General features: G+C 62.5%; 25 protein-coding genes, 1 tRNA gene and 2 riboswitches. Of the genes, 14 read left to right on the plus strand and 12 right to left on the minus strand.

The features are described from left to right. Positions 1–47: 47 nt before the first annotated feature. The 9 genes from L1K66_RS05905 to L1K66_RS05945 all read left to right on the plus strand — a co-directional run bounded on the left by L1K66_RS05905 (position 48) and on the right by L1K66_RS05945 (position 9,864). Positions 48–1,994: a beta strand repeat-containing protein gene (locus L1K66_RS05905; RefSeq protein ID WP_252260040.1), complete on the plus strand. Its 1,947-nt coding sequence runs from the start codon at positions 48–50 to the stop codon at positions 1,992–1,994. 70 nt (positions 1,995–2,064) lie between these two features. Further along, positions 2,065–2,733, plus strand: coding sequence for a hypothetical protein (locus L1K66_RS05910; protein WP_252260041.1), 669 nt, complete (start codon positions 2,065–2,067; stop codon positions 2,731–2,733). Then, positions 2,619–3,485, plus strand: coding sequence for a hypothetical protein (locus tag L1K66_RS05915; RefSeq protein WP_252260042.1), 867 nt, complete (start codon positions 2,619–2,621; stop codon positions 3,483–3,485). Before L1K66_RS05910 ends, L1K66_RS05915 begins: the two co-directional genes overlap by 115 nt. Positions 3,486–3,495: 10 nt before the next feature. Then, positions 3,496–3,867: a curli-like amyloid fiber formation chaperone CsgH gene (csgH, locus tag L1K66_RS05920; protein ID WP_252260043.1), complete on the plus strand. Its 372-nt coding sequence runs from the start codon at positions 3,496–3,498 to the stop codon at positions 3,865–3,867. A gap of 115 nt (positions 3,868–3,982) precedes the next feature. Beyond that, positions 3,983–4,078: riboswitch (glycine riboswitch) on the plus strand. 1 nt (position 4,079) lies between these two features. Continuing rightward, positions 4,080–4,191, plus strand: a riboswitch (glycine riboswitch). A 50-nt stretch (positions 4,192–4,241) separates the two neighbouring features. Then, positions 4,242–5,399, plus strand: coding sequence for a glycine cleavage system aminomethyltransferase GcvT (gene gcvT / locus L1K66_RS05925; RefSeq protein ID WP_252260044.1), 1,158 nt, complete (start codon positions 4,242–4,244; stop codon positions 5,397–5,399). A gap of 3 nt (positions 5,400–5,402) precedes the next feature. Beyond that, a complete protein-coding gene (gene gcvH / locus L1K66_RS05930; protein ID WP_252260045.1) occupies positions 5,403–5,774 on the plus strand; it encodes a glycine cleavage system protein GcvH in 372 nt (123 codons plus the stop codon). Positions 5,775–5,825: 51 nt separating this feature from the next. Further along, on the plus strand, positions 5,826–7,199 hold the full coding sequence (gene gcvPA / locus L1K66_RS05935) for an aminomethyl-transferring glycine dehydrogenase subunit GcvPA (RefSeq protein WP_252260046.1): 1,374 nt from the start codon (positions 5,826–5,828) through the stop codon (positions 7,197–7,199). Further along, the gene (gene gcvPB / locus L1K66_RS05940; protein ID WP_407931979.1) at positions 7,199–8,770 is read left to right on the plus strand and encodes an aminomethyl-transferring glycine dehydrogenase subunit GcvPB; all 1,572 of its coding nucleotides are present in this window, start codon (positions 7,199–7,201) and stop codon (positions 8,768–8,770) included. The genes gcvPA and gcvPB overlap by 1 nt, the downstream gene beginning before the upstream one ends. Beyond that, positions 8,767–9,864: a DUF6624 domain-containing protein gene (locus tag L1K66_RS05945; protein ID WP_252260047.1), complete on the plus strand. Its 1,098-nt coding sequence runs from the start codon at positions 8,767–8,769 to the stop codon at positions 9,862–9,864. Before gcvPB ends, L1K66_RS05945 begins: the two co-directional genes overlap by 4 nt. On the opposite strand, the gene L1K66_RS05950 is transcribed toward L1K66_RS05945, so the two are convergent. Both L1K66_RS05950 and L1K66_RS05955 read right to left on the minus strand, forming a co-directional pair. Continuing rightward, positions 9,861–11,141: a lipopolysaccharide biosynthesis protein gene (locus tag L1K66_RS05950; protein ID WP_252260048.1), complete on the minus strand. Its 1,281-nt coding sequence runs from the start codon at positions 11,139–11,141 to the stop codon at positions 9,861–9,863. The two genes, L1K66_RS05945 and L1K66_RS05950, sit on opposite strands and share 4 nt — an antisense overlap. A gap of 22 nt (positions 11,142–11,163) precedes the next feature. Beyond that, a complete protein-coding gene (locus L1K66_RS05955) occupies positions 11,164–11,961 on the minus strand; it encodes an NTP transferase domain-containing protein (protein WP_252260049.1) in 798 nt (265 codons plus the stop codon). Positions 11,962–12,051: 90 nt separating this feature from the next. Here L1K66_RS05955 and L1K66_RS05960 point away from each other — a divergent pair, with 90 nt between their 5' ends. Then, positions 12,052–12,789 carry an Nmad3 family putative nucleotide modification protein gene (locus tag L1K66_RS05960; protein WP_252260050.1) on the plus strand — a complete coding sequence of 246 codons (738 nt, stop codon included), beginning with the start codon at positions 12,052–12,054 and terminating at the stop codon, positions 12,787–12,789. Here L1K66_RS05960 and mmsB read toward each other — a convergent pair. Genes mmsB through L1K66_RS05990 form a run of 6 tightly spaced genes read right to left on the minus strand, consistent with a single transcriptional unit; the run spans position 12,776 to position 17,324 of the window. Continuing rightward, complete coding sequence (gene mmsB, locus L1K66_RS05965) at positions 12,776–13,642, minus strand: 3-hydroxyisobutyrate dehydrogenase (RefSeq protein ID WP_252260051.1); 867 nt, start codon at positions 13,640–13,642, stop codon at positions 12,776–12,778. The two genes, L1K66_RS05960 and mmsB, sit on opposite strands and share 14 nt — an antisense overlap. Then, positions 13,639–13,920, minus strand: a complete 282-nt coding sequence (locus L1K66_RS05970; RefSeq protein ID WP_252260052.1) for a hypothetical protein — start codon at positions 13,918–13,920, stop codon at positions 13,639–13,641. The genes mmsB and L1K66_RS05970 overlap by 4 nt, the downstream gene beginning before the upstream one ends. 6 nt (positions 13,921–13,926) lie before the next feature. After that, complete coding sequence (locus tag L1K66_RS05975) at positions 13,927–14,721, minus strand: enoyl-CoA hydratase-related protein (protein WP_252260053.1); 795 nt, start codon at positions 14,719–14,721, stop codon at positions 13,927–13,929. Continuing rightward, positions 14,718–15,773, minus strand: coding sequence for an enoyl-CoA hydratase/isomerase family protein (locus tag L1K66_RS05980; RefSeq protein WP_252260054.1), 1,056 nt, complete (start codon positions 15,771–15,773; stop codon positions 14,718–14,720). Before L1K66_RS05980 ends, L1K66_RS05975 begins: the two co-directional genes overlap by 4 nt. Further along, on the minus strand, positions 15,773–16,168 hold the full coding sequence (locus tag L1K66_RS05985) for a VOC family protein (RefSeq protein WP_252260055.1): 396 nt from the start codon (positions 16,166–16,168) through the stop codon (positions 15,773–15,775). The genes L1K66_RS05980 and L1K66_RS05985 overlap by 1 nt, the downstream gene beginning before the upstream one ends. 10 nt (positions 16,169–16,178) lie before the next feature. Then, positions 16,179–17,324: an acyl-CoA dehydrogenase family protein gene (locus L1K66_RS05990; RefSeq protein ID WP_252260056.1), complete on the minus strand. Its 1,146-nt coding sequence runs from the start codon at positions 17,322–17,324 to the stop codon at positions 16,179–16,181. 138 nt (positions 17,325–17,462) lie between these two features. On the opposite strand from L1K66_RS05990, the gene L1K66_RS05995 reads away from it, so the two are divergent. Continuing rightward, positions 17,463–17,882 (plus strand): hypothetical protein, encoded by a 420-nt coding sequence (locus L1K66_RS05995; protein WP_252260057.1) that lies wholly within the window; start codon positions 17,463–17,465, stop codon positions 17,880–17,882. Here L1K66_RS05995 and L1K66_RS06000 read toward each other — a convergent pair. From L1K66_RS06000 to L1K66_RS06015, 4 genes are read right to left on the minus strand one after another with little or no spacing between them, the layout of a single operon-like run. Beyond that, positions 17,879–18,271, minus strand: a complete 393-nt coding sequence (locus L1K66_RS06000) for a RidA family protein (protein ID WP_252260058.1) — start codon at positions 18,269–18,271, stop codon at positions 17,879–17,881. The genes L1K66_RS05995 and L1K66_RS06000 overlap by 4 nt on opposite strands. Continuing rightward, on the minus strand, positions 18,268–18,567 hold the full coding sequence (locus L1K66_RS06005; RefSeq protein WP_252260059.1) for an I78 family peptidase inhibitor: 300 nt from the start codon (positions 18,565–18,567) through the stop codon (positions 18,268–18,270). The genes L1K66_RS06000 and L1K66_RS06005 overlap by 4 nt, the downstream gene beginning before the upstream one ends. 10 nt (positions 18,568–18,577) lie before the next feature. After that, entirely contained in the window at positions 18,578–19,012 is a 435-nt protein-coding gene (locus tag L1K66_RS06010) for a hypothetical protein (protein ID WP_252260060.1), read from the minus strand. A gap of 18 nt (positions 19,013–19,030) precedes the next feature. Further along, the gene (locus L1K66_RS06015) at positions 19,031–20,524 is read right to left on the minus strand and encodes a CoA-acylating methylmalonate-semialdehyde dehydrogenase (RefSeq protein ID WP_252260061.1); all 1,494 of its coding nucleotides are present in this window, start codon (positions 20,522–20,524) and stop codon (positions 19,031–19,033) included. Between the two features lie 538 nt (positions 20,525–21,062). On the opposite strand from L1K66_RS06015, the gene L1K66_RS06020 reads away from it, so the two are divergent. The 3 genes from L1K66_RS06020 (at position 21,063) to L1K66_RS06030 (ending at position 24,557) form a co-directional block, all read left to right on the plus strand. Further along, a tRNA-Gly gene (locus L1K66_RS06020) sits at positions 21,063–21,136 on the plus strand. A gap of 218 nt (positions 21,137–21,354) precedes the next feature. After that, positions 21,355–22,725, plus strand: coding sequence for a tetratricopeptide repeat protein (locus L1K66_RS06025; protein WP_252260062.1), 1,371 nt, complete (start codon positions 21,355–21,357; stop codon positions 22,723–22,725). Between the two features lie 11 nt (positions 22,726–22,736). Beyond that, positions 22,737–24,557, plus strand: coding sequence for a glycosyltransferase (locus tag L1K66_RS06030; protein WP_252260063.1), 1,821 nt, complete (start codon positions 22,737–22,739; stop codon positions 24,555–24,557). Positions 24,558–24,606 lie beyond the last annotated feature (49 nt).

A 24,606-nucleotide genomic window follows, 5' to 3' on the forward strand; every position in this document is an offset into this window, starting at 1 on the left:
CCCAACGAAGATGGACAGGTCGCAAACCAGACATCTGAAAGGTACGAATGATGAAAAAGACTATTCTCGCAGGCGCATCGATTATCGCGCTTTCCGTTTCGGCCCCGGCCTTTGCCCAGAGCACCTCGACCATCGACCAGACGGGCACCGATCTTGCCGCAAGCGTCGACCAGAGCGGATCGGGCAACGATTCCGAAATCATCCAGGACGGCACCGGCATTTCCGCCGATGTGACGCAGGACGGTGACGACAACCTTTCGGGCATTCTTCAGACCGATGATGGCGCTGATCTCGCCGATCCCTCGGCTGTGGTTAGCCAGACGGGCAACGGCAACGAATCAAACCTCGTCCAGGAATCCACGGGCGATGGAGCAGGGTTGCTGACCGCCAATGTCACTCAAAGCTTTGATGGCAACACTTCGGGCATCATCCAGACTGCCAGCGGCGGAGCAACCAGCAATCTGGATGCCGACGTCTCGCAGTCCAATGGTGCGACCTCGACCGTGCTCCAGTCCACGACTTCGACCAACGGCACCAATGTTACGGCGATCGTGACGCAGGACGGCCTGAGTGAATCGCTGATCACGCAGGTCCAGAGCGGCACGAACACCGGTGCTACAGCCACAGTGACGCAGACAGGTGACGATCACTTCTCGCGGATCGATCAGACTGCAAGCGCTCGTTCGCAAACTGCAACGGTCACGCAGACCGGTGCAAACAACTCGTCCGAGATCGATCAGGTTGCCGCGAGCGGTGGCACCGCAACCGTAACCCAGTCGGGCACCAACGGCACTTCGACCATCCTGCAGGATCGTTTCAGCCTTACGGCGACGGTCAATCAGGACGGTGATGCCAACAGTTCCGAAATCATCCAGGACGGTGCGTTCTCGGCCCGTGTGACCGTGAACCAGAACGTGACGAACACGGCCGGTGGCAACAACACCTCGTTCGTGCAGGTTGGCCCGAATAATGGCGGCGTCGATATCGACACTGTCATCACCCAAGAAGGTTCGGACAACACATCGACCGTCAATCAGGAAGATGTATCGCGCGCTGACGTGAACGTGACGCAGAACGGCGATGGCAACACCGCAACCGTTGACCAGTTGCAAGGCGGCGACACCATGTTCGCCAATGTGACGCAGAACGGCAACGGCAACGATGCCCAGATCGAGCAGACCGGCGATGCCGGTGGCGCGGGCTCGCCCAATGATGCGGAGATCCTGCAGAACGGCAGCGGCAGCTTTGCCGGCATTATTCAGCAAGGCAATGCACGCGGCGAAGATGCTTTCATCTTCCAGCAAGCCACCGCTGTAGACAATGAGGCCGCGATCCTGCAGACCGGAGACGACGCTGCTGGCGGCGCTGCGAACAACCTCGCTGCATTGATCGATCAGAGCGGCGGTTCGTTGAACTCCTCGTTCATCGAGCAGAGCGGTGTGACCAATACTGCCGAGAACGTCCAGGATGGCAGCGACAATACGTCGATCATCACACAGACCGGCAATCATAGCTTTATTGCGGGTGTGTCGACAGTCTTCGTTGACCAGATCGGTGATGGAAACACGTCAACCTTTGCTCAGTTCGGCGATGGTCCGAACTCAACGGACATCGAACAAACTGGCAATGGCAATACAAGCAACGGTTCTCAGGGGCTGAATGGCGAAGCGACGGGCAACTCGATCGCTCTCGTTCAGACCGGCGACGGTAACACGAGCACCATCAACCAAGGCGATTTGACCACGTCAGACGTTAACCTGATTGATGTGCTGCAAGAAGGTATCGATAACACCAGCACCATTAGCCAGAACGGTTCCAACCACACGATCGACGTCGATCAGTTGGCGACCGGCGCGAGCAGCACCATCACCCAGACCGGCGACGCAAACTCGGCGACAGTCGCCCAATACACCGACGCGCACAGCTCGACCGTGACGCAGGGTGGATCGGGCAACAGCGTCACCGTGACGCAGGGTGTGCCGCCGATCCCTTGATCTTAAGCAACCATACATGCCGGGGCGAGGATAGTGTCCTTGCCCCGGCATCTTGTGCTACGATAACGAAATGATGGCCAAACCGATGATGACAGACACGATCTCCAAGCTGGCAATCGCCGCCGCATCCTCGGTAGCCGCACTTTGCGCTGCGCCTGTGGCAGCGCAGACATTCACTCCGATCGAGGCACCGGCAACGGGTTCGGAAAACGTCTTCATCGAACAGATCGGCAATGCAAACAGCGCGTCGATCAATCAGGCAAACAATGGCCAGACTGCTGAAATCGAGCAGGACGGCGATAGCAACACCGCTGACATCGATCAGGAAGATGCCGGGGATCACGTCGCCACGCTGACTCAGACCGGCAACGGCAACACCGGCGAAGTGGTGCAGACGGGCGCTGCGGGCAATGTCGCGGTGCTGACACAGACCGGGGACGACAATTCGGTGCTGCTGGCCCAGAACAACACCGGGCTGCTGGGATCGGCTACCATCTTCCAGAACGGCACCAACAATTCCATCGCGCTCGTGCAGGATGGCGACGACAATCAGGCGCGCCTGACGCAGGATGGCGACGACAATTCCATGATCGCGACGCAGCTCAACTCGGGCAACCGGCTCGAATGGGTCCAACAGGGCAGCAGCCTTTCGGGCACGATTGTGCAGCAGACCGGCAACCAGCAGATGTTCATCCTCCAGACCGGTGTCGGCTCCGTCGTCAACGGGGGGCAGAACTGATCCCGAAAGCCCGCCTTGCCGCGCATGGCGCCCTGATCGCGATCCTTGCTTTCGCGTCCGCGCCCGCTCTGGCTCAGGACAATCCCAACAAAGTCCCGCGCGGCGAATCCGCCTTTGTCGAACAGCAGGCGCAGGACAATTCGTCCAAGGTTTACTTCCCGGACGAGATCACGCCTGAAAGCGTCGCCGCGGCGCGCCGTGCGCGTGCGCTCGAACAGCAGCAGATCGAGCAGGCGCAAAAGGCGCGCCAGCAATCCGAACTGACGCAGGTTTCGCGCAGCGGCGATGCTGGGCAGGATGTCGATCAGCTTACCGAAGGGCAGGCCTCTGGCGCGCTGGCGCAATTGAGCGATGCCGAACGGCAGGTGCTGCTCGACGCTGTCGAAGGCACCGACATTTGCGAACGCGTTTCGAACATTCCGGCAATCGAGGAACTGTGCGCCGGACGCATCGAAACGCGCTCTGCCGAATTTGCCGGCAACACCAGCGGATCGGCGGAAGACAGCCTGCTTGGCGGCGGGCTCGATGCCGATCGTCTTGCCACGCTCGAAGCGGCGATTGCCCGGCTGGCTCGCGATGCGTCCAATTCGGGTGATTTCTCCAATCAGGTGATCGCTTCGGTTGCCCTGGGCACCCAGACGCTCAACGATGCGCAGGCTACCGCGCAGACCGGCGATCCCACCGGCGATCTTTCGCCCGAGACGCAGGCTGTGGTGAACGCCATCGTCCAACAGCTTGGCGGGGGCAATTAGGGGCGTGACCATGCGCGATCTTGCCCGGCGCCTTGCCCTGATAACCCCGGCCTTCGCGATTGCAGCCGGCGGCGCATCGGGCGCGGGTGCCTCATCATCCGACACCCGCGCATTGGCGCTCAATGTCATTGAGAGCGGAGACCGGGTCGAAGTCGAGCTGATCGCCAATTCGCCGGTGACGCAACAGGTCGAATATGAGATCGAACTCACCGGCAGCTCGCACGCCCGCCATCGCGGCAGCACGAGCATTGCGGCGGGCAACAGGCAGGTGCTCTCCACCTTGAAGACCAATGTCGGTGACGGCTGGTGCGCGACCGTTTCGGTAAGCGAAGCGAGCGGCGCGCGATATACGCTGACAGCGGGCGACTGCGCCTTGGACTGACCCCGAACGCGGCGACAGCGCGTTTTTCGCACAATTATTTCCACTTTGCCCCACGGCGTGATTGACGCGCCATTTCGCATCCGCAACATGGGATTGTCTGCCGGAAGTGATTCCGGTGTCTTTCGCGGGAGAGACTGGCCCCTTGCGGGGACTCGGCGCCGAAGGAGCAACCGCCCCGGAAACTCTCAGGCAAATGGACCGCGATAGACCATAGGCACTCTGGAAAGCGTCCGGGACTTCGGTTTCGGACCACCGAAGGGGAAGGCCCGGTGGCGTTTTTGTCACATGGCTAAGCTCTCAGGTCCACCCGACAGAGGGGGCAGGAACAAGGCGTCGTTGCGGCGCGTTGGCTTACCTGTTTCGGGGACTGATTTTTGAGCGACGATCACGATATTGTAGAGGCTTTCGAAGAGCTGCCGCTGGAGAAGCTGCCGCTTGACGCGTGGCATCGCGCGCGCGGGGCGCGCATGGTGCCCTTCGCGGGCTATGAAATGCCGATCCAGTTCGCGGGCGAACATGGCGGGATCGTGGCCGAACACAACTGGACCCGCGAAAGCGCCAGCCTGTTTGATGTCTCGCACATGGGCCAGCTTGCACTGAAGGGCGACAATGCGGCACACGAACTGGAAAAGCTGCTGCCGGGGGCGATCTCCAACCTGAAGCCGGGTAAGATGCGCTATTCGCTGCTGCTGACCGAGGCGGGCGGCATCATCGACGATCTGATGGTGACCAACACCGGTCCGCACATCGCGCTGGTTGTGAACGGAGCGTGCAAGTGGGATGACATCGCCCATCTGCGCGAACACCTGCCCGACGAAATCACGTTGACCCATTTCGATGATTTCGCGCTGCTCGCCCTGCAGGGGCCGAAAGCCGGCGAAGTGCTGGAGGCGATTATTCCCGGCACCGCTGCCCTCACCTTCATGACCGCCGGATTGTTCGAATGGAACGGGACCCATGTCTGGGTCAGCCGGGCCGGATACACGGGCGAAGACGGGTTCGAGATTTCGATTCACGAAAAGCGCGCGGCCGATCTCGCCGATGCTCTGGTGGCGGACGAGCGGGTGCGGCCGGCGGGGCTTGGCGCGCGCGACAGCCTTCGGCTGGAGGCCGGGCTGCCGCTCTATGGCCATGATCTGACAATCAACACCGATCCGGTCAGCGCCGACCTCGCCTTTGCGCTGTCGAAGAAGCGCCGGGCTGAGGGCGGATACCTCGGTCACAAGGCGGTTTCCGCACGGCTTGCCGATGCCGAAGCGGGCACGCTGGCGCAGCGCCGGGTCGGCCTGCTGCTCGATGGGCGAATGCCTGCACGTGAAGGCGCGGATGTCTATGCCGGCGAAACCAGGGTCGGCACCGTCACCAGCGGCGGTTTCTCGCCCACGCTCGGCCGTCCGATCGCCATGGCTTATGTCGATGGCGCCCATTGTGCCGCAGGCACCGCGCTCGAATGCGAAGTCCGCTCCAAGCGGCTGCCTGCCACCGTATCACCCATGCCGTTTGTCCCGCATCGCTATTACAGGGGGAACTGACCAATGCCGCGTTACTTCACCGATGAACACGAATGGATCGAGATCGAGGACGATGTCGCCACCGTCGGAATCACCGATTATGCTCAGGAACAACTGGGCGATATCGTCTTTGTCGAACTGCCCGAAGTGGGCGTGACGTTGGACAAGGGTGGCGATGCCGCCGTGGTCGAAAGCGTCAAGGCGGCGAGCGACGTCTACTCCCCGATCAGCGGCGAAGTGACCGAAGGCAATTCGGCGCTCGAGGAAGAGCCCGCACTCGTCAATTCCTCGCCCGAAGAAGACGGTTGGTTCTTCCGCATGACCGTGGCCGACGCCAGCGAGCTCGAAGGGCTGATGGACGAAGCCGCCTACAAGGAATTCGTCGCCAACCTTTGATCCGGGAAATCCCCTCCGCCGCGTAACGGAGGGGAAAGGAAAGACATAGAAATGCGTTACCTCCCTCTCACCGATACCGATCGCGCCGACATGCTGGCGAAAATCGGCGCGGCTTCGATCGACGATCTGTTCGTTGACGTGCCCGCCGTGGCGCAGCTTGACGGGCCGATCCGCGATCTGCCGATGCACGCGAGCGAAATGGCGGTCGAACGCCATATGAAGAAGCTCGCGGCAAAGAACATGGTGGCAGGGGAGGTGCCGTTCTTCCTGGGGGCAGGAGCTTATCGCCACCATGTGCCCGCCAGCGTCGACACGATCATCCAGCGCGGCGAATTCCTGACGGCTTACACGCCCTATCAGCCGGAGATCGCTCAGGGCACGTTGCAGGTGCTGTTCGAATTCCAGACGCAGGTCGCGCGCCTGTATGGCTGCGCGGTGGCCAACGCCTCGCTCTACGACGGATCGACTGCGTGCTGGGAGGCGGTGGCGATGGCGACCCGCGTGACCAAGCGCAAGCGCGCGGTGCTATCGGGCGCGCTCCACCCGCATTACGCGCAGGTGGTGAAGACCATGGCGCATTTCACCGGCGACGATATCGCCGATGCACAGCCCGCGATCCAGACCGAGCCAGACCATGAAGGGCTGATCGCGCGGATCGACGATGAAACCGCCTGCGTGGTGGTGCAGTATCCCGACATTCTCGGCCGGATCAGCGATCTGACCCCGGTGGCCGAAGCCGCGCACGCCAAGGGCGCGCTGCTGGTGGTGGTCAACACCGAACCCGTCGCGCTCGGGGCCATTCGCTCGCCCGGCGAAATGGGTGCGGATATCGTCGTGGGCGAAGGCCAGTCGCTGGGCGTCGGCCTGCAATTTGGCGGGCCGTACCTCGGCCTGTTCGCGGTGCGCGATCCCAAGCACGTGCGCCAGATGCCGGGCCGTCTTTGCGGCGAGACCGTGGATGCAGAGGGCAAGCGCGGCTTCGTGCTGACGCTGTCCACCCGCGAACAGCACATCCGCCGCGAAAAGGCGACCAGCAACATCTGCACCAACAGCGGGCTGTGCGCGCTGGCCTTCAGCGTCCACATGACGCTGCTGGGTGAAAAGGGGCTGCGCGAACTGGCGGCGGAAAACCACCGCCTTGCCTGCCTCGCGGCGGACCGGCTGACGAAGATTCCGGGCGTGAAGCTGCTCAACGACGCCTTCTTCAACGAATTCACCCTGATGCTCGACGGGCGTCCCGCGCGCGAAGTGGTGCGCGATCTGGCGAGCCGCGGCGTGCTGGGCGGTGTGTCGCTCGGGCGGCTCTATCCCGGTGTCGAAGCGCTGCAACAGGCGCTGCTGGTGGCGGTGACCGAAACGACCACCGAAGACGATATCGAGGAATTCGCCGCGAAGCTCGAAGTGCTTGTGAAGGAGGCCGCATAATGAACGCGCCCAACAAATCCGGCTGGAAGCCTGAAATGGTCGTTTCCGAAGACGGCATGCACAACGGCCCCGCCACCACCACCGGCAACCGTGCGCTGATGCTCGAAGAGCCGCTGCTGTTCGAAATCGGCCATCCTGAAACGACCGGCGTTGACCTGCCGGAACTCGATCCGTCTGCGCCGAACCGGCTGGGCGGGCTGGCGCGCAATGACGCGATCGGCCTCGTCGGGCTCACGGAGCCGGAAACGGTGCGCCACTACACCCGCCTGTCGCGCCAGAACTACGGCATCGACCTGGGCTTCTTCCCGCTCGGTTCGTGCACCATGAAGCACAACCCGCGCCTCAACGAAAAGATGGCGCGCCTGCCCGGCTTTGCCGATATTCACCCGATGGCGCCACAGCAGAGCGTTCAGGGTGCGTTGGAGGTGATCCACCAGCTGGGCGAATGGCTGTGCAAGCTCACCGGCATGCCTGCTGTCGCAATGAGCCCCAAGGCCGGCGCGCATGGTGAGCTTTGCGGCATCCTCGCGATCCGCGCGGCGCATGAGGCGCGCGGCGATGCGCGTGAAGTGGTGTTGGTGCCCGAAAGCGCCCATGGCACCAATCCCGCCACCGCAGCTTTCGCCAATTACCGGGTCGAGGACATCCCCGCGACGCCCGAAGGCCGCGTCGATGTGGCCGCGTTGAAGGCGCGGCTTGGCCCCGATGTGGCAGCGGTGATGATCACCAATCCCAACACCTGCGGCCTGTTCGAAAAGGACTTCCGCGAAATCGCCGATGCCGTCCACGCGGCGGGCGGTTACGTCTATTGCGATGGTGCGAACTTCAACGCGATTGTCGGCCGGGTGCGTCCGGGTGACCTTGGCGTAGATGCGATGCACATCAACCTGCACAAGACATTCTCCACCCCTCATGGCGGCGGCGGCCCCGGCTCCGGCCCGGTGGTGCTGTCTGAAGCGCTCGCGCCATTTGCGCCGCTGCCATTTGTGCGCAAGAGCGAGATCGGCGAGTTTGAACTGGTCGAGGAGGAATCGCGTGAGGAAACCCGCGGGCAGACCTTTGGCCGGATGACTGCTTTTCACGGCCAGATGGGCATGTTCACCCGCGCGCTGACCTATATGCTCAGCCACGGTGCCGACGGGCTGAAGCAGGTGGCAGAGGACGCGGTGCTCAACGCCAATTACATCCTGCGCAGCCTTGAGGACGTGCTCCACGCCCCCTTCGCGGCCAGCGGCCCGTGCATGCACGAGGCGCTGTTCGGGGACAAGGATTTCGCCGAGGGGCTGACGACGCTTGACCTTGCCAAGGGGCTGATCGACGAAGGCTATCACCCGATGACGGTGTATTTCCCGCTGGTCGTCCACGGCGCGATGCTGGTCGAGCCGACCGAGACGGAAAGCAAGGCGACGATCGACCAGTTCATCACAGCCATGCGATCACTCGCCGAACGCGCGCGGGCAGGGGACCAGACCTTGAAAGAGGCACCCTATTACGCACCGCGCAGGCGGCTTGATGAAACCGCCGCTGCGCGCAAGCCCAAGCTGGCCTACGAAGCGGATCGAAACGCTTGAGCCGAAACGCCTTCCGCGCCGCGATCGCCGCCCTTTGCGGGCCATGGCTGATCGCGGCGCAAGATGCGCCTCACCCTGACGTCGAAGCCCCCTATACCGGCCCTCCGGCGGACGAGATCAATTATCCGATGCCGCCGGAATGGGCCTTCGTCCATTTCCGGGGTTATGAGCTCGATTTCGAGCCGGGCGACTTTTCCTATATGCGCGGCGCCTATCCGGAATCGACCGCGCAGGAGCAGGCCGAATGGCGCGCGCTCAGCGAATGGTTGGAACAGTGCGAGGCGGTGTCGAAATTCAGGCTGAGGGCGGAATTGGCGGCGCTTGGCATTCCCCGGTTCGATCCGGCGTTTGTCGCTGCGCCCTACCTCTGCCGCCAGGTGCCAACGCCGAAACGCGCCTTCACTGAAGTGACCAGCCATGCCGAGATCGAGGCAGCGCTGCCTGCTGCACGGCTGGTTTATCAGACGCTGATTGCCACCAGCGACGAAGCGATTTCAGGCTTCACCGTGCGTCCTGCCGGTTCGGAACCGGTTCAGGCGGTGTCGTCGCCGGGCCTCGCTGACGAAATCATCGCCGATGCACTGCGCTGGGAATTGCTGCTCAACGTCTTTGAATGGACCGAACCCGGATATGGTCGCGAGCCCCAGCTTGGGCTGTCTCCCGATGAGGTCGAAGTGCTGCATGCGATGGTCTATTCGCAGCTTGTCCTGGTTGAGACGCTGAATGTTAGTTTGCTCAAGGATACGATCGCAGAGCAGGGCTGGCCGCGGATATCTGACGTCGGCAATTACGCCGCGACGAAGGCCTGGCAGATCGCCTACAACACCAATAACCTCGCCTTTCAGGTCGAAGCCATGCGGGCGATGGAGCCGTTGCTGGACAGCGGCGAGGTGGAAAAGCGCGACTATGCGATGCTGTTCGACCTCGTGCATTTCCTGACCACGGGCAAACAGCTTTACGGCACGCTGGAAAGCTGCGTTGACGGGCGGCTGGTTACGGACCCGGTCGAAGATGCCGCCGGGCTTGATGCGCGGAGACCCGGGATGGGGCTTCAGCCGCTGGCTGAACGCCTCGACTGGCAGCTCGACTGCTAGTCCTTTGCTTTTGCCTCGGGCTCTACCACGAGCCGGATCTGGCTGAGATTGAGGATCGCGACATAGAAACCGATGACGGCAAGGCTGCTTGATCCCAACATCGCAAAGGCCGCGCCCTTTGCCCCGTTCCAGTCGATCGCGACATCCAGCAGCAGCAGCGCAAGCACGGTCGGCACTGCGCGCACGATGAAGGCCGTGCCCGCGCGACCGGCTGACACCAGCAGCGATTCAAGGCTGGCCCCGACCAGTTCGACTGCGCCCGCAATCGCCAGAATCACCATCGCCCAATAGAACGCACCGAATTCCTCCCCGGCAATCAGGGCCAGGCCCCAGCGTCCGAAGAACAGCGCTACAAGCACGGCGATGACGCCGCCGACGAGCGCGATATTGGCCATCCTCCGCGCCATGACGATGGCGTCGTCCTTGGCATGCACCAGTTCGGGCAGGATCGCTTTCGACACGGTCTGAGCCAGCGCTATCAGCGCCTGTCCCAATTGGCTGGCGACGCGGAAACCGCCGAGCAGGGCGGCTCCGCCAAAGGTGCCGACCAGCAGGATCATCACTTGCTTGCCCGCAATCGTCAGGCTGCCCGAAAGATTGGTGGACCACACAAACCGCCAAGCATCGGGGTGCTTTTCCGGAATGCGCGTGAGGCTGAGCGCGGTCAGATCAATCCGCTGATCGCGTGCAGCGGCGAACCACAGGGCTGCGGCCACCGCCACTTCGGACACGGCATAGGCGAGGATGAAGCCGGCGACGGTCGGCATGAACAGCCACGCCAGCACCGCGCCGATGGCGCGAATGATCGGCTGCACCGCTTCGGCGGCGGTGGCGGTGGCATATTTGAAATTCATCCGCAGCAGGCCGGTGGGCGTCGCGCGGATCGAAATCAGCGAAACCACGCAATAGCCGAAAGTCAGCCACAGCAGATCGGACGGAAGCGGCAGCCAGTAATGCGCCGTCCACATCACGAAGGCGGCAATGACGGTGCCCATCGCCACCGAAATCATGTCGAGCGCGATTGCAAAGCCGGTTGCGTCGCGCAGGTTCTCCTCGCTTGCTTCGTCGCCATTCGCGCCCCAGCGGACGATGAACTGCCATGTCTGGAAATTGGCGATGCCCGTCACCGCCTGCCCCAATGCGACGATGGCGGCGAAATAACCGAAATTCTCCAGCCCCAGCGAACGCGTCGCCAGCGCCAGATAGACAAGGCTGAGCACCGCGTTGATCCCGCGCCCGCCGAGCAGCCAGCCCATATTGGTGAAAAGGCGCTTCATCGTGCGCGGAGCCGTCCCAGCTTCAGCCTTCGCGGCGTTTGAGGATACGTTCGGTCACGCCGAAAGAGCGTTCCTCATCGACATCGATGGCGTAATGCCCGTCGGAAAGCTCAATCGGGACCAGCTTGAAGCCGAACCGTCTGGAGACCTGTTCGAACAGCTTTTCCTTTGAACCGGTGCCGAGGCGGAAACGGATTAGGTTCATCAGTCCGAACGCCTTGATGATGCGGCTCGGGAATTTCATGAACTGGCCGCCCTGACGCATGATTTCCGCCGCGCCCAGCGCATCGCGATTGCCGATCCAGTACATGTTGCAATTGGAAAAGCCGCCGTCGCGGAATTCGTAAAACCGCTTTTGCCCGACAGGATCAGCCGCGATCACGTCTTCCTTGCGCGCCAGACCGGCCGAGACATCAGCCCCGGCGGCGATACATTTCGTCACGAATTCGGTGTAGCCTTCAGGGGTCACGAGGCAGTTGTCTGCGGTGGTGATCAGCAGCGGGAATTCCGCGCCTTCCGCCCCTGAAAAGACGCTGTCGACAAGGTTGAACTTGCCTTCGGCAAAGGTCAGGCGCCCTTCTTTGATCAGGGCTGCAACACCGGGCAGGGCGGCGATTTCATCGGGCTCGTGCGCGACGATGCGGATCGCGCCGACCTCAGGGCATTCCGCGACCGCGCGGACCACGCGCTCGACCATCGGCACGCCGTTCACCGGCACCACGGCCTTTTGCGAAACGCCCGCCTTTTCGGCCAGCGGATCGAGCACGCCCGAACGCTTGCCCGCCATCACCAGCGCGGTAACCTTTGTCTCTTGTGTCATGGGCGCGCCTTTAGCCGCAAACTGCCCTGCGCGCAAAGCAAGGAAGGGTGCGCCTTGTGCAACTTTTTCCTGCCGGGCAGAAGGGGCTGAATGAAGATCGTTTTCTCACGCAAGGGTTTCGACAGCAGCGCGGGCGGCGGGCCTTCGCCGATCGTCGATGGCCGCCCTGTCAGCCTGCCGATCCCGGCGGGAACGGCCAGCACCACCAGCTATGGCGATCTGGGGCTGGGCGATCATGCCGTGCGGGCGAGCAAGGGGCGACTGGACGCGGCTGACCTGTGCCACCACGATCCGATGTTCCGCTCTGACGGCACCTGCGTCTTCGGCCAGCACAGCGCCGCGCAAACCCATCTCGAAGGGCAGGGCGTGGGCGTGGGTGATGTCTTCCTGTTCTTCGGCCTGTTTGCGGAGGAAGCAAGCGGGGAGCCGCATCACCGCATCTTCGGCTATCTGCGGGTCGAGGAAATCATCCCGCTATCCGCCGGAATACCGGCAGAACTGGTCGAAATGGCGCACCCGCATGCGCTGGCGATGCACAGCGCCAATGACGTGATCTGGCGCGGGGAAGGGCGCACCGCCACGCGCGCCAGCGATTTCCTGCGCCTGACGGTGCCCGGCGGCCCGCCCAGCCTGTGGCGACGGCCCGACTGGCTGAAGCGCGGGGGGCTGTCCTACCACGACCGCGCTGATCGCTGGATCAGGGGCGGCGACGGTGAAAAGCGGCTGCGCAGCGTCGCACGCGGCCAGGAATTTGTCGCCGATATCGGACGCAGGGCTGCACCGCGCGCATGGCTCGACAAGGTGCTTGCCGAAATCAGAGGGTCTTGATGATCCCGGAGAAATCGAGCGCCGCGTTGTCCTCGGCGAATTCCTCGTAAATCTCGCGCGCGTGGGCGCCAAGCGGGGTGTTCGCTCCGGCTCCTTCGGCGGCTTCCATCGCCAACCGCAAATCCTTGAGCATCAGCCCGGTCGCAAAGCCGCCCTGGTAATCCCTGTCTGCCGGGCTTTCCACGCCCACGCCCGGCATCGGTGTATAGGCGTTGAGCGACCAGTTGTAGCCCGAGCTTTGCGAGCTGATCTCGTAGAATTTCTGCGGATCAAGGCCGAGCTTCTGCGCCATCTTCATCGCTTCGGCGGTGCCGATCATGGTGATGGCGAGCAGCATGTTGTTGCAGATTTTCGCGGTCTGCCCCGCACCCACCGCGCCTGCATGGATCACCGCCTTGCCCATCGCTTCGAGCACGGGCTTTGCCGCGTCAAACGCGTGGACTTCGCCGCCGACCATGAAAGTCAGCGTGCCGCCCGCCGCCGCGGCAATGCCGCCGGACACGGGCGCGTCGACCATCTTGTACCCTTGAGCATGGGCCGCGTCGGCCACTTCGCGCGCTGTGGCGACATCGATCGTCGAACAATCGATCAGGACGGCGGTGTGAGGCGCGTGGCCGATCACCTCGTTTTCATAGACCGCTTTCACGATAGCGCCGTTGGGCAGCATTGAAACGACCGCATCCACCCCTTCGCAAGCGGTCTTGGCGCTGTCGAAGGCTGCGCACCCGGCTGCCTCTGCCGCTTCTCGCGCCGGAGTGCTGAGATCGAAAGCGCGCACACTGTGGCCCGCCTTCACAAGGTTTGCGGCCATCCCGCCGCCCATGTTGCCGAGTCCGATGAAGGCGATTTTCATGATGATTTTCTCCGTTTTAGGAAGCGCCCGAGCGCCGCTGTCGCGAGCGCCGGAACCGCGGCGAACCCGCCAAGCAGGGCATAGATCGACAAATCCTCGCCGCTAAGGCTCCAGCCACGCGATTGGGTCGACTGTTCAGCCACCATCAGCCCGAGCGTGACCAGCAGGAATATGCCGAGCCCGATCCACCACACCCTTATCCCGGTAAACCGGCCCAGCGCTACGCCCAGCAGCAGGAACAGGCCGACAAATATCTCGAGAAAGGGTGACCAGTTCATGGCGGTTTAACGCCCCTTCCATTGTCCTTCGCGCTTTTCGATGAACGCCGCCATGCCTTCGGCCTTGTCCTCGCTCGCGGTGAGGATCTGGAAGATGCGGCGTTCGACGATCAGGCCCTGATCCAGCGTCATTTCGAACGCGCTGTTCACCATTTCCTTGTTCGCGATCGTCGCCATCGGCGGCATTGCGGCGATGGTGGCGGCGGTTTTCAGCACTTCGGTGATCAGGTCGGCCTGCGGCACCACGCGCACGATCAGGTTCGATCGTTCGGCTTCCTCGGCGCTCATCATCCGGCCCGTCAGGCACATTTCCATGCTCTTGGACTTGCCGATGGCGCGGGTCAGGCGCTGCGATCCGCCCATGCCGGGGGCGACGCCCAGCTTGATTTCCGGTTGGCCGAATTTCGCATTGTCGGACGCGATGATGAAATCGGCCATCATCGCCAGCTCGCACCCGCCGCCCAGCGCAAACCCGTTGACCGCCGCAATCCACGGCTTGCGGGTCTTCTTTACGATTTCGCTGGTCCAGGGGGAGAAGAAATCGTCGAGATAGAAATCGGCAGCGGCCTTTTCGCTCATCTCCTTGATATCGGCGCCAGCGGCGAAGGCTTTCTCGCCAGATCCCGTCAGCACCGCGCAAAGCTGCGATGCGTCGGCCTGATAGGCGGCGAATGCGTCGATCAATTCCTCCAGCACCTTCGAATTCAGGGCATTGAGCGCCTGCGGGCGGTTGATCGTCATCAGCGTGACGCCCTTTGTCCCGCGGGCATCGGTTTCGACGGTGATGGTTTCGTAGCTCATAGGGGTTTCCATTCCTCGTTGGCCGGGAGCGGCGCAAAGATCGCGTCGAGCAATTCTTCGGTCACATCCTCGGGCGTTGCCGGGTTCCATTTGGGATCATGGGTCTTGTCCACGATCACCGCGCGCACGCCCTCTGCGAAATCGGGGCGGGTCAGCACACGGCTGGCGATGCGGTATTCCATCGCCATGTTTTCGGCGAAGCTGTCCAGCGTCAGGCTGGTCGCAAGCTGGCGCAGCGCGACCTTGCAGGTCTGCGGGCTTTTGGTGCCAAGCGTGTCGCGTTCCTTTTGCGCCCAGTCGTCACCCGCTTCGATGGCGGATTCGAGACTGGCGAGGATGTCTTCGTAGGAATCGCTGGCAAAATGGCGCGCGATCTTCACCGCGTTTTCCTCGATCCGGGCCTTGGGCGGGGTGCCCACGGGCTCGGACAGGATGCCCGCGATCCGATCCGGGTGATCGTGCATGCGCGCCTTGATATCCTCCAGCATGGCATGCGGTACGTAATGCGTGGCAAGGCCGGTCCACAGCGCCTCCGCCCCGTCGAGCCGCGCGCCGGTGAGCGCGAGGAACTGGCCCAGCCGCCCGCCAAGCCGCGAAAGATACCAGCCGCCGCCGACATCGGGGAACAGGCCGATGCCGGTTTCGGGCATGGCAAAGCGGGTGTTTTCGGTCGCCACGCGATATTTCGCCGGCTGCGAAATGCCCACGCCGCCGCCCATCGTCACCCCGTCCATGAAGGCGACCACAGGCTTGGGATAGGTGAACAGCTGATGGTTCAGCTGGTATTCGTCGTGGAAGAACTTTCGGCCAGAGACACCGCCATCGTTCAGCGCCGAATTGCGCAGGAAAGCGATATCGCCGCCGGCGCAAAATCCGCGCCCGTCGTGATGATCGATGATGATCGCCGCAATCGCATCGTCCTTTTCCCACTCGGTGAGAGCAGCGGACATTGCGTGGCACATTTCCAGCGTCAGCGCGTGTAGCGCCTTGGGCCGGTTAAGCGAGATATGCCCGATGGGGCCGTTGGTGCGGGTGAGAACGTCGTCGGTCATCAATTCGCTTTCGGTTCGATCAGGTCCCAGCGATTGCCAAAAGGATCGCTGAACACCGCAACGGTGCCATAGGGCTCGTGGCGGGGTTCTTCATGGAATGTCACCCCTGCTGCCGTAAAGCGGTTATGGCAATCGGTGAAGCTATCGGTTTGGAGGAAAAAAGCGACCCGCCCGCCTGCCTGATTGCCGATCGCGGCGCGCTGCGCATCGTCGGCAGCCTTGGCGATCAGCAGCCTTGCACCGCCACCAGAAGGCGCGACAACGACCCAGCGTTTGCCACCGCCCATCTCGGTGTCTTCCACAAGAGTGAAGCCAAGCGCGCCGACATAAAAAGCGATGGCGGCGTCGTAATCGGGGACGACGAGCGCAGCCATGGCAATGCTTTCGCGGCTCATGCGCGCCGCCTCACTGCCGCAGCAAATCCCGGCCCACGATCATGCGCATGACCTGATTGGTGCCTTCGAGGATCGAATGGACCCTGAGATCGCGCCAGAAGCGTTCGATGGGGTAGTCTTTCAAATATCCGTATCCGCCGAACAATTGCAGCGCATCATTGACCACCTTCGATCCGTTGTCGGTCGCCAGTCGCTTTGCCATCGCGGAAAAGCGCGATTTGTCGGGCGCATTGTCGGTCACCTTGGCCGCCGCCAGATACAGCAGCGCGCGCGCCGCCTCCAGATCGGTGGCCATGTCGGCGAGCATGAACTGGGTGTTCTGGAAATCAGCCACCGGCGTATCAAACTGCTTGCGATCCTTGGTATAGGCCACGGCTTCATCCAGGCACCGCTGCGCCCCGCCGAGCGAGCACGCGCCAATGTTCAGACGGCCGCCATCAAGGCCCATCATCGCGAAACGGAAGCCTTCGCCTTCATCGCCCACGCGGTTTGCCACCGGAATGCGCGCATCTTCGAAAATCACCTGCGCGGTGGGGGAGGCGTTCCAGCCGAGCTTCTTCTCGGGCGCGCCAAAGCTGACGCCGGGCGTGTCCTTGTCCACCACGAGGCAGGTGATGCCCTTGGTCTTGTGATCGCCGGTGCGGACCATGGTGACGTAAATGTCGTTGACCCCGCCGCCCGAAATGAACTGCTTGGTGCCGTTCAGCACGTAATGGTCGCCATCCAGAACCGCGCTGGTCTTCAATCCCGCCGCGTCCGATCCGCTGCCCGGTTCGGTAAGGCAATAGCTGGCGATCTTGTCCATGGTGATGAGATCGGGGAGGTAGCGGTCTTTCAGCTCCTGCCCGCCGAACTGGTCGATCATCCATGCGGCCATGTTGTGGATCGAGATGAAGGCGGATGTGGTGGGGCAGCCATAGGCCATCGCCTCCATGATCAGCGCGGCTTCAAGCCGCCCAAGTCCGATCCCGCCCGATTCTTCCGAAACATAGATCGCGCCAAAGCCAAGCTCTGCCGTGCGCTTGATCACGTCCTTGGGGAAGTGGTGCTTTTCATCCCATTCGCCCGCGAAGGGGGTGATGTTGTCGGCGGTGAAACGCTGCGCCATTTCCTGGATCGCGAGCTGGTCTTCGGTGAGTTGAAATTGTCCTGTCATGGCGAGCGGTTTAGCCCGTGGCGCAGGCATAGAAAAGAGCGTGCCGCCTCGTTTGTTTGATAGGCAATGATCGCATTGCCCGCGACATTCCTGCCGCAATGCTGTAACCGGATCGGGCTTTCAAACGTATCAAATCTCATGACAACTTCCGCAATCCCGGCCCGCGCGCGCCTTTTGATCGTCTACAATGCCGATGGCGGCCTGCTGAATGCGTTGAGAGATACGCTGTGGAAGATCGCCTCGCCCGCGACCTACCCGTGTTCGCTTTGCGCGATCACCTTTGGCGCGGTGTCGATGCATCCGGAGTGGAAACGCTTTCTGGCCGAGCTGCCGTTCGAAGTGGCGTTCCACCACCGCGACGATTTCGCCGCTGCCTATCCCGATCACGGCATCGCGCTGCCGACGATCGCGATTGCTCTGGGCGGGGACGAAGTGCGGGTGCTGGTGTCAAAGGACGATCTCGACCAGACGCAGGACACGCTGCAGCTGATGGAACGGATGGAGGATGCGCTGGCTGAGTGGCGCGATCAACCGCCGCGGCTCAAGATCGTCGCCTAGCCGTTCGAAATCACAGCCTCGGCCTCGATCTCGACCTTCCATTCGCGGCGGCACAGCCATGCCACCCCGGCCATGGTTGCGGCAGGGCGGGCTTCACCAAACCAGCGCGCGTGGACTTCGCCCACGGCCGCCTGATCGTCGAAATCGGTGAGCAGCATACGCGTGCGCACGACATCGCTGGCTGAACCGCCCAGTTCCTCAATCGCGGCAGCGATGATCGCGCAGCAGCGTTCGGCCTGCTCGGCGGCGCCTCCGGGAGTGGTCGTGCCATCGGGTTCGACCGGGCCTGTGCCCGCGACGATGATCCGGTCCCCCACCCGCACAGCGCGGCAGAAGCCGAACTGCGCTTCGAACGGTGAGCCGGAGGTGGCGCGCCTGCGCTTACTCATCCGCAGGTGATCGCGGTGATCGTCATCCCTGCGTCATAGCGCACGTTCACCCGGTCTTCGCGGTAATCCATGGTCCATGCGCTGTTCGGCGGGCCCCAGCGCAGGGCGCGCGCCTTGCTCCCCGCAAGGATCGCCCCGCCGGTTTCACCGCTCGCCTTCTGGCCGACATAGGATTGCACCGCCGCCGCATCGCACATGGCGGGCGCGGGCCGCGCGGGTTCGGGAGCGGCATAGCTGCCTGCGCATCCCGCAAGCGCGAGGCAGACGGTCACACTCGGGGCAATCAATCGGATCATCGGGCTTCTCCTAGTTGCATCTCTGGCGCGGCATGGGGTCATACACCCTATCGCCATCGAAAAACTGCGGCATCAAGGTCTTGCCATCCTCTCCAAAGGCAAGCCGCAGTTTCTGTTCCCACCGCTCGCCTTCGCCTTCCATGGCGAGCATCAACACGATCGAATTCTCGCCTTCGAGCTCGATCCCGGTCAGCTTGCCCATGCTTTCGTAGAACAGGATTTCATCGCTGCCGATTTCCATCCGCAAGTCGCTTTCGGGCAAGCACGCGCCCTCGACATAATCCCACACGCCCTGGAACCGGGACGGGATCACGACAGGCATATACATGGGAGCCTCGACCCCGGCAGGATCGACATCCGCGCCATCCGAAGGCGCGTCCGCCTCGCCCGAACAGGCGGCGAGCGCGAGTGTGAGAGCGGCGGCAATCGGGGCGATCGGTTTCATGATCGCCCCATAGCAGCTTCACCCCATCGTCGGAATGACAAAGGCGTTGGAGCCATCCCCGCCGCCATCGGGCCAGCGCTGGGTGATCTTCTTCTTCTTGGTCCAGAAAGCGAGGCCCTCCGTCCCGTATTGATCGATGTCGCCAAAGCCCGAACGCTTCCACCCGCCAAAGCTGTGGTAGCTGACCGGAACCGGGATCGGCACGTTGATGCCGACCATGCCGACATTCACCCGGCTCGCAAATTCGCGCGCGGCGTGGCCGTTGCGGGTGAAGATTGCGACGCCATTGCCATACTGATGTTCCGAAGGTAGCCGCAGCGCGTCCTCGAAATCCTTTGCCCGCACGATCTGCAGCACGGGCCCGAAGATTTCTTCCTGATAGCTCTTCATCTGCGGCGTCACCCGGTCGATCAGGGTCGGGCCGACGAAGAAGCCTTTTTCATGCCCCTGCAGCGTGAAGCCGCGCCCGTCGATGACGATTTCCGCGCCTTCTTCCGCCGCAGTGGTGATCCATTGTTCGATCCGCGCCTTGTGCTCGGGCGTGACGACGGGGCCGTAATGTGCCTCGGGATCGGTCGATACGCCGATGCGAAGCGCATGGATCGCCGGGATCAGCTTTTCCTTCAGCCGCTCCGCCGTGTCCTCGCCCACCGGCACCACCACCGGCAACGCCATGCAGCGTTCACCCGCAGAGCCGAAAGCCGCCCCTGCCAGATCGTTCACCACCTGATCCAGATCGGCGTCGGGCATCACGATCCCGTGGTTCTTCGCCCCGCCGAAAGCCTGCACCCGCTTCCCGTTCTGGGCACCGCGGTGATAGATGTAATGCGCGATATCGGACGATCCGACAAAGCTGATCGCCGGAATATCGGGATGGTCGATGATCGCGTCGACCATTTCCTTGTCCCCGTGGACGACCTGCAACAGCCCCTCGGGCGCGCCCGCTTCGACAAACAGTTCGGCCAGCCGCACCGGCACGCTGGGATCGCGCTCCGACGGTTTGAGGATGAAGGCGTTGCCCGCCGCGCAGGCCATGCCGAACATCCACATCGGGATCATCGCGGGGAAGTTGAACGGGGTGATCCCCGCGCCAATGCCCAGCGGCTGGCGCATCGAATAGACATCAATGCCCGGCCCTGCGCCTTGCGTGTATTCGCCTTTCAGGACCTGCGGGACGCCGCAGGCGAATTCGATCACTTCCAGCCCGCGCTGCACATCGCCCTTGGCATCATCGATCACCTTGCCGTGTTCGGATGAAAGCATTTCGGCAAGGCTCTGCATGTTCGCCTCGATCAGCTCCTTGAAGCGGAACATGACGCGCGCGCGCTTTTGCGGGTTCGTCGCCGCCCAGCCGGGCTGCACCCGCTTGGCCGTCGCCACCGCGCGTTCGAGCAGCGCGGCATCGCCCAGCGCGACCTCAGCCTGGATCTCTCCGGTAGAGGGGTTCCAAATCTGGGCCTTGCGAGTCGGCGCGGGGGTGTCGCCTACGATGAAATGGTCGATCTGACGCATGGGGAATTCTCCTGTCTCTTGCGACCACCCAATGACGCTGCACGGCGCCGGAGGCAAGGGGGTGCGGACTGCCTAATTTGCTGGGCGTGGTGTGGGGGCGAGGGCGAGGCATACCCACCCGAAAGCAATTCTACGCAGTTGCACCACCCCCCCCGCTGTCCTACACCGCCTCGCAGAGCTACCATCGGGCGCATGGTCGCCTTTCATCCCGCCCCTAATCCACACGCTGCGCATAGCCTTTCGGGTGACACTTTCGTCCGCGAAAGGCGACACTTCGGGTGCGGCTATAGTCACACTTTCCCGGCCAAAGGTGACACTCACGCCGATCCGGGTGACACTTCGGGGGGAAAGGTGACACTTTGCGCGCTAATGGTGACACAACGGAGGTTTTTTCCTCTGGACCGTGTTCCACCTGTTCCACGCTGTAGGCTTTGGCTGGCCAGAATGGCGGAGGATGCGGAGGGTGACTCGGCTGGCCTGCCGCGAAAGTGGATTGACGAAAGCGGGCATTCGCGACAGATGCGGCGGCAGAACCTGCGCGGGTGTAGCTCAATGGTAGAGCAGCAGCTTCCCAAGCTGACGACGAGGGTTCGATTCCCTTCACCCGCTCCATTCGCTGCGCTCACTGCGCGGGCTCCGGTTCCGTTGGCCGCTGGCGCGGCCCTCTTCGCGCTCCGCGCTGCGAGTCTACCCGCTCGATACGCTGCCGCTCATGCAGCGGGTTCGGCCCCTTCCGGATGCGGGATCTGCAAAAAAAATCGAAGGCGGCGGAATAATCGCACCACGCCCCCGTAGTCACCCGAGACAATCGGTCAAAAGGGGTGACACAGATGGCTGCAACAATCGAGATCAAGCGTCCGCCAAAGAGTGAGGCGAGAAGAACCAGTATCAGGCTCGGCCTGATGAGCGCGGTCGCGCTGGTGGTATTCACATCCTCGGCAATCGCCTTTGCGCAAGAGCCCGAAGCCGAGCAGGCCATGGCCGCTGGCCGCGCGGAGCAGGCGATCGCCGCCTGGAGCAATGTGCTGGCACGCGATCCGGACAATGTGAATGCTCTGGTCGGGCGCGCGACGGCCTATGGCTGGCAAAAGGACTGGGCGCTTGCCGAGGCGGACATCAACAGGGCGCTAGGCCGGGCGCCCGACGATCTCGCCGTTCTGAATGCTGCGGGATACATCGCCGCGTGGTCCGGCAAGCACGGTTTGGCGGAGCGGTACTTTGAACGGATGCTCGCCATTGCCCCCGACAACGAGGGCGCGAAGAAGGGGATCGCCTATAACGCCTATTGGGCGGGCGAGAACGAGCGGGCGGCAAATGCATTCCAGCAGATCGCTTACGAGTTTCCCGACAGGGCCGAACCATGGATCGGGGCAGGCAACGCCCGCATCGCGGCAAGTCAGGCACGCCGGTCTGCGGCGGCATTTCGCGAGGCAAAGGCAATCGATCCTTCGAATGCCGAAGCCCGCAGCGGATTGCGCCGCGCCTATGACTATCCAGCTGTTGCCGAACTGTCGGTCTGGGCGGGCGACACTTCGGGAGGCGGAGACGCCGGCTTGCGCCTTGTCGAGCTGGCGAGCTGGATTACCCCGCGAACCCGTGTCCATGCCCGCTACGACGACGGGCTGTCACTCGACAATCCGGTGCTGGCGAGAGCAGGCCAGAACGCAACCACCTATTTCGTTGGCGGGCAACACCAGTTCTCGGACAGCTTCATCGGCAGCGTCGAATTCGGCTATCGTGATTTGCCACTGGGCGAAGACCAACAGGTCTACAAGGTCGAAGGCGTTTATCTCTCCGGCCTGGGCGCGACCAAGCTGGGAGGACAGATCAGCCCGCACAGCGAAGGCTTCACCGATCGGCTGGTTTATGCAGGCCACAACTTCCGGCTGGGACAGCACCTGTCTTTCGAACCGAGCGTATACCTTGCGCGCTCAGGGGCAAGCCGTGACGATGAATGGCGCGCGGTCGGCTATGGCGAATACAACAGCGGCGATTTCGCAATTGGCGTGGGCGTTGGCGGCGGAAACGTCTCCAGCGTGAACCCGGCCGCGGATGGCGGCGTCTTCACGATCTTCGGCAACGCATCGGCCCGCATCGGCGGATGGCACCGCGTGCACCTCAACGTCGCGCGCGAGGAAACCCCGCTTGTCGATTTCACCCGCATTCTGGTTGGCGTGACCCTGCGCCTGCCTCGCAATTGATGGAGGCGCATATGTTTCTCACACGGATACAAGAACCCGCTCAAACCGACGACGCCGGTTTCATCGAGTCCGCTTCGGAAGATGGCTTTACCTCTGACAAGGTCTGGTCTGCCGATGATCGCAAGCCGTGGCTGTTCCTATTCATCTTCGGCGCATGGGCAGCCAGCCTTCTGTGGTTCGGCCCGCGGCTGTGGGATCTCGTTTTGTCCGCCGAAACGTGGACGGCACGATTCATCCTTGGCTATTTTGCGTTCTTCACCCCGATTGCGTGGCTTTATGGCCTCTACAATGTGGGGGTAGTGGTGTTCGCATCGATCTATCGCAATTTCGTGACCAAGCCCGCACCGCTTCTTTCGACAAGCCAGCCGCCGGTCGCGATGCTGTATACGACGTGCAACGACTTTGTCAGGGCAAGCGCGCAAAGCTGCCTTGAAGTGGATTACCCGAACTTCACGCTTTACCTGCTCGATGACTCGAGCGATCCCGAATACCAGAACATTGTCGATGCCTTCGCGGCCGAAAATCCGGCGAAGGTAAAGGTGATCCGGCGTGAACAGCGCACCGGGTTCAAGGCGGGCAATCTCAATCATGCGCTGACGCATCATGTCCGCGAACCGTATTTCGCGGTTGTCGACGCTGATGAAATCCTGCCTGTCGGTTTCTTGCGCAGGCTGGTCCCCTATCTCCAGAACGATCCCGAGTGCGGTTTCGTACAGGCCAATCACCGCTGCGAAGAGGAAACCAGCACGCAGCTTCAGGAAGACATGCGGATCGGCATTGATGTGCACTGGAAGTGGTATCAGCCGCTGCGCAACAAGTTCGGCTTCGTGATGTTCCTGGGGCATGGCGCGCTGCTGCGGCGCGGGTGCTGGGAAGAAGTCGGCGGCTTTGACGAGATCGTCAGTGAGGACCTTGCCTATGCCATCTCCATCCGCGAGCGTGGTTATTATGGAATTTTCGCCGAAGATGTCGTGTGCACGGAGGCCTTTCCCGAGACGGTGCGTTCATTCCGCGTCCGCCACGTGAAGTGGACACGCGGTACCTGCGAATTCCTGCACAAATGGACAATGCCTTTGCTCCGGTCGCGCAGGATCCCGCTGATCGAGAAACTGGATATCCTGTTCCCGACGGCCAATCTGCCGCTGACATTCTTCTTCTTCATTTTCATGTTGCTCGCCGGCTTGGGCATGCCCTTTGTCCTCGGGCAGCAGCAGGACATCACCTGGGTTGTCGCTGGCCGGGAACTGGCTGTTCCGGTCCGGCTTTTGCCGCCTGAGCTAACCCGCATCTTCACGCCCGATTTCTTCGCCATGACGGTGCTGACCCTGTTCGCCCCAATCCTTTGCTTCATTCTCGAGCATTGGCGCCAGCCGTTGCGCCTGTGGCGGTTCCTGTCGCGCAGCACAGCCCTTTATGCTGCACTCAGCCCGCTCTCGGCAGTTTGCGTGGCCGGCTATGCGCTGACAGGAAAGGCTCGCTTCCTTGTCACGGGCGACGTCAAAGGCCTCGCCAACAAGGCGAGCAAGGAAGGCTCGGCCGTGAACCGATATCTTTCGGAAACGCACCCTGACTCAATGGCCACGTGGAGCTTCGAGATCATTGCCGGCGCATTGTTTCTGGCCGCCGCCTTTGTGAGCTTCCAGCCGGCTTTTGCCGGATTGGCCCTCGCATTTCTTATGCAGCCCTACCTCCACGGCCTCGGCTGGGATCAGAAGGCGCTCCGCATCATGACGATGATCCCGTTCGCGATGATTGTCGGTAGTGTCTTCCTGGGCAGCGCGAGCCTGTTCGGGCTCCAGCCGGTGCTGTTCGGGTTTGGCTTCCACTTCTGACAGCCCGAGGGTCGCAACAGCAAAGGCGGCGAGGTTACTGGCCTCGCCG

This window comes from Erythrobacter aurantius, from assembly GCF_023823125.1.
GTDB lineage: Bacteria > Pseudomonadota > Alphaproteobacteria > Sphingomonadales > Sphingomonadaceae > Erythrobacter > Erythrobacter aurantius.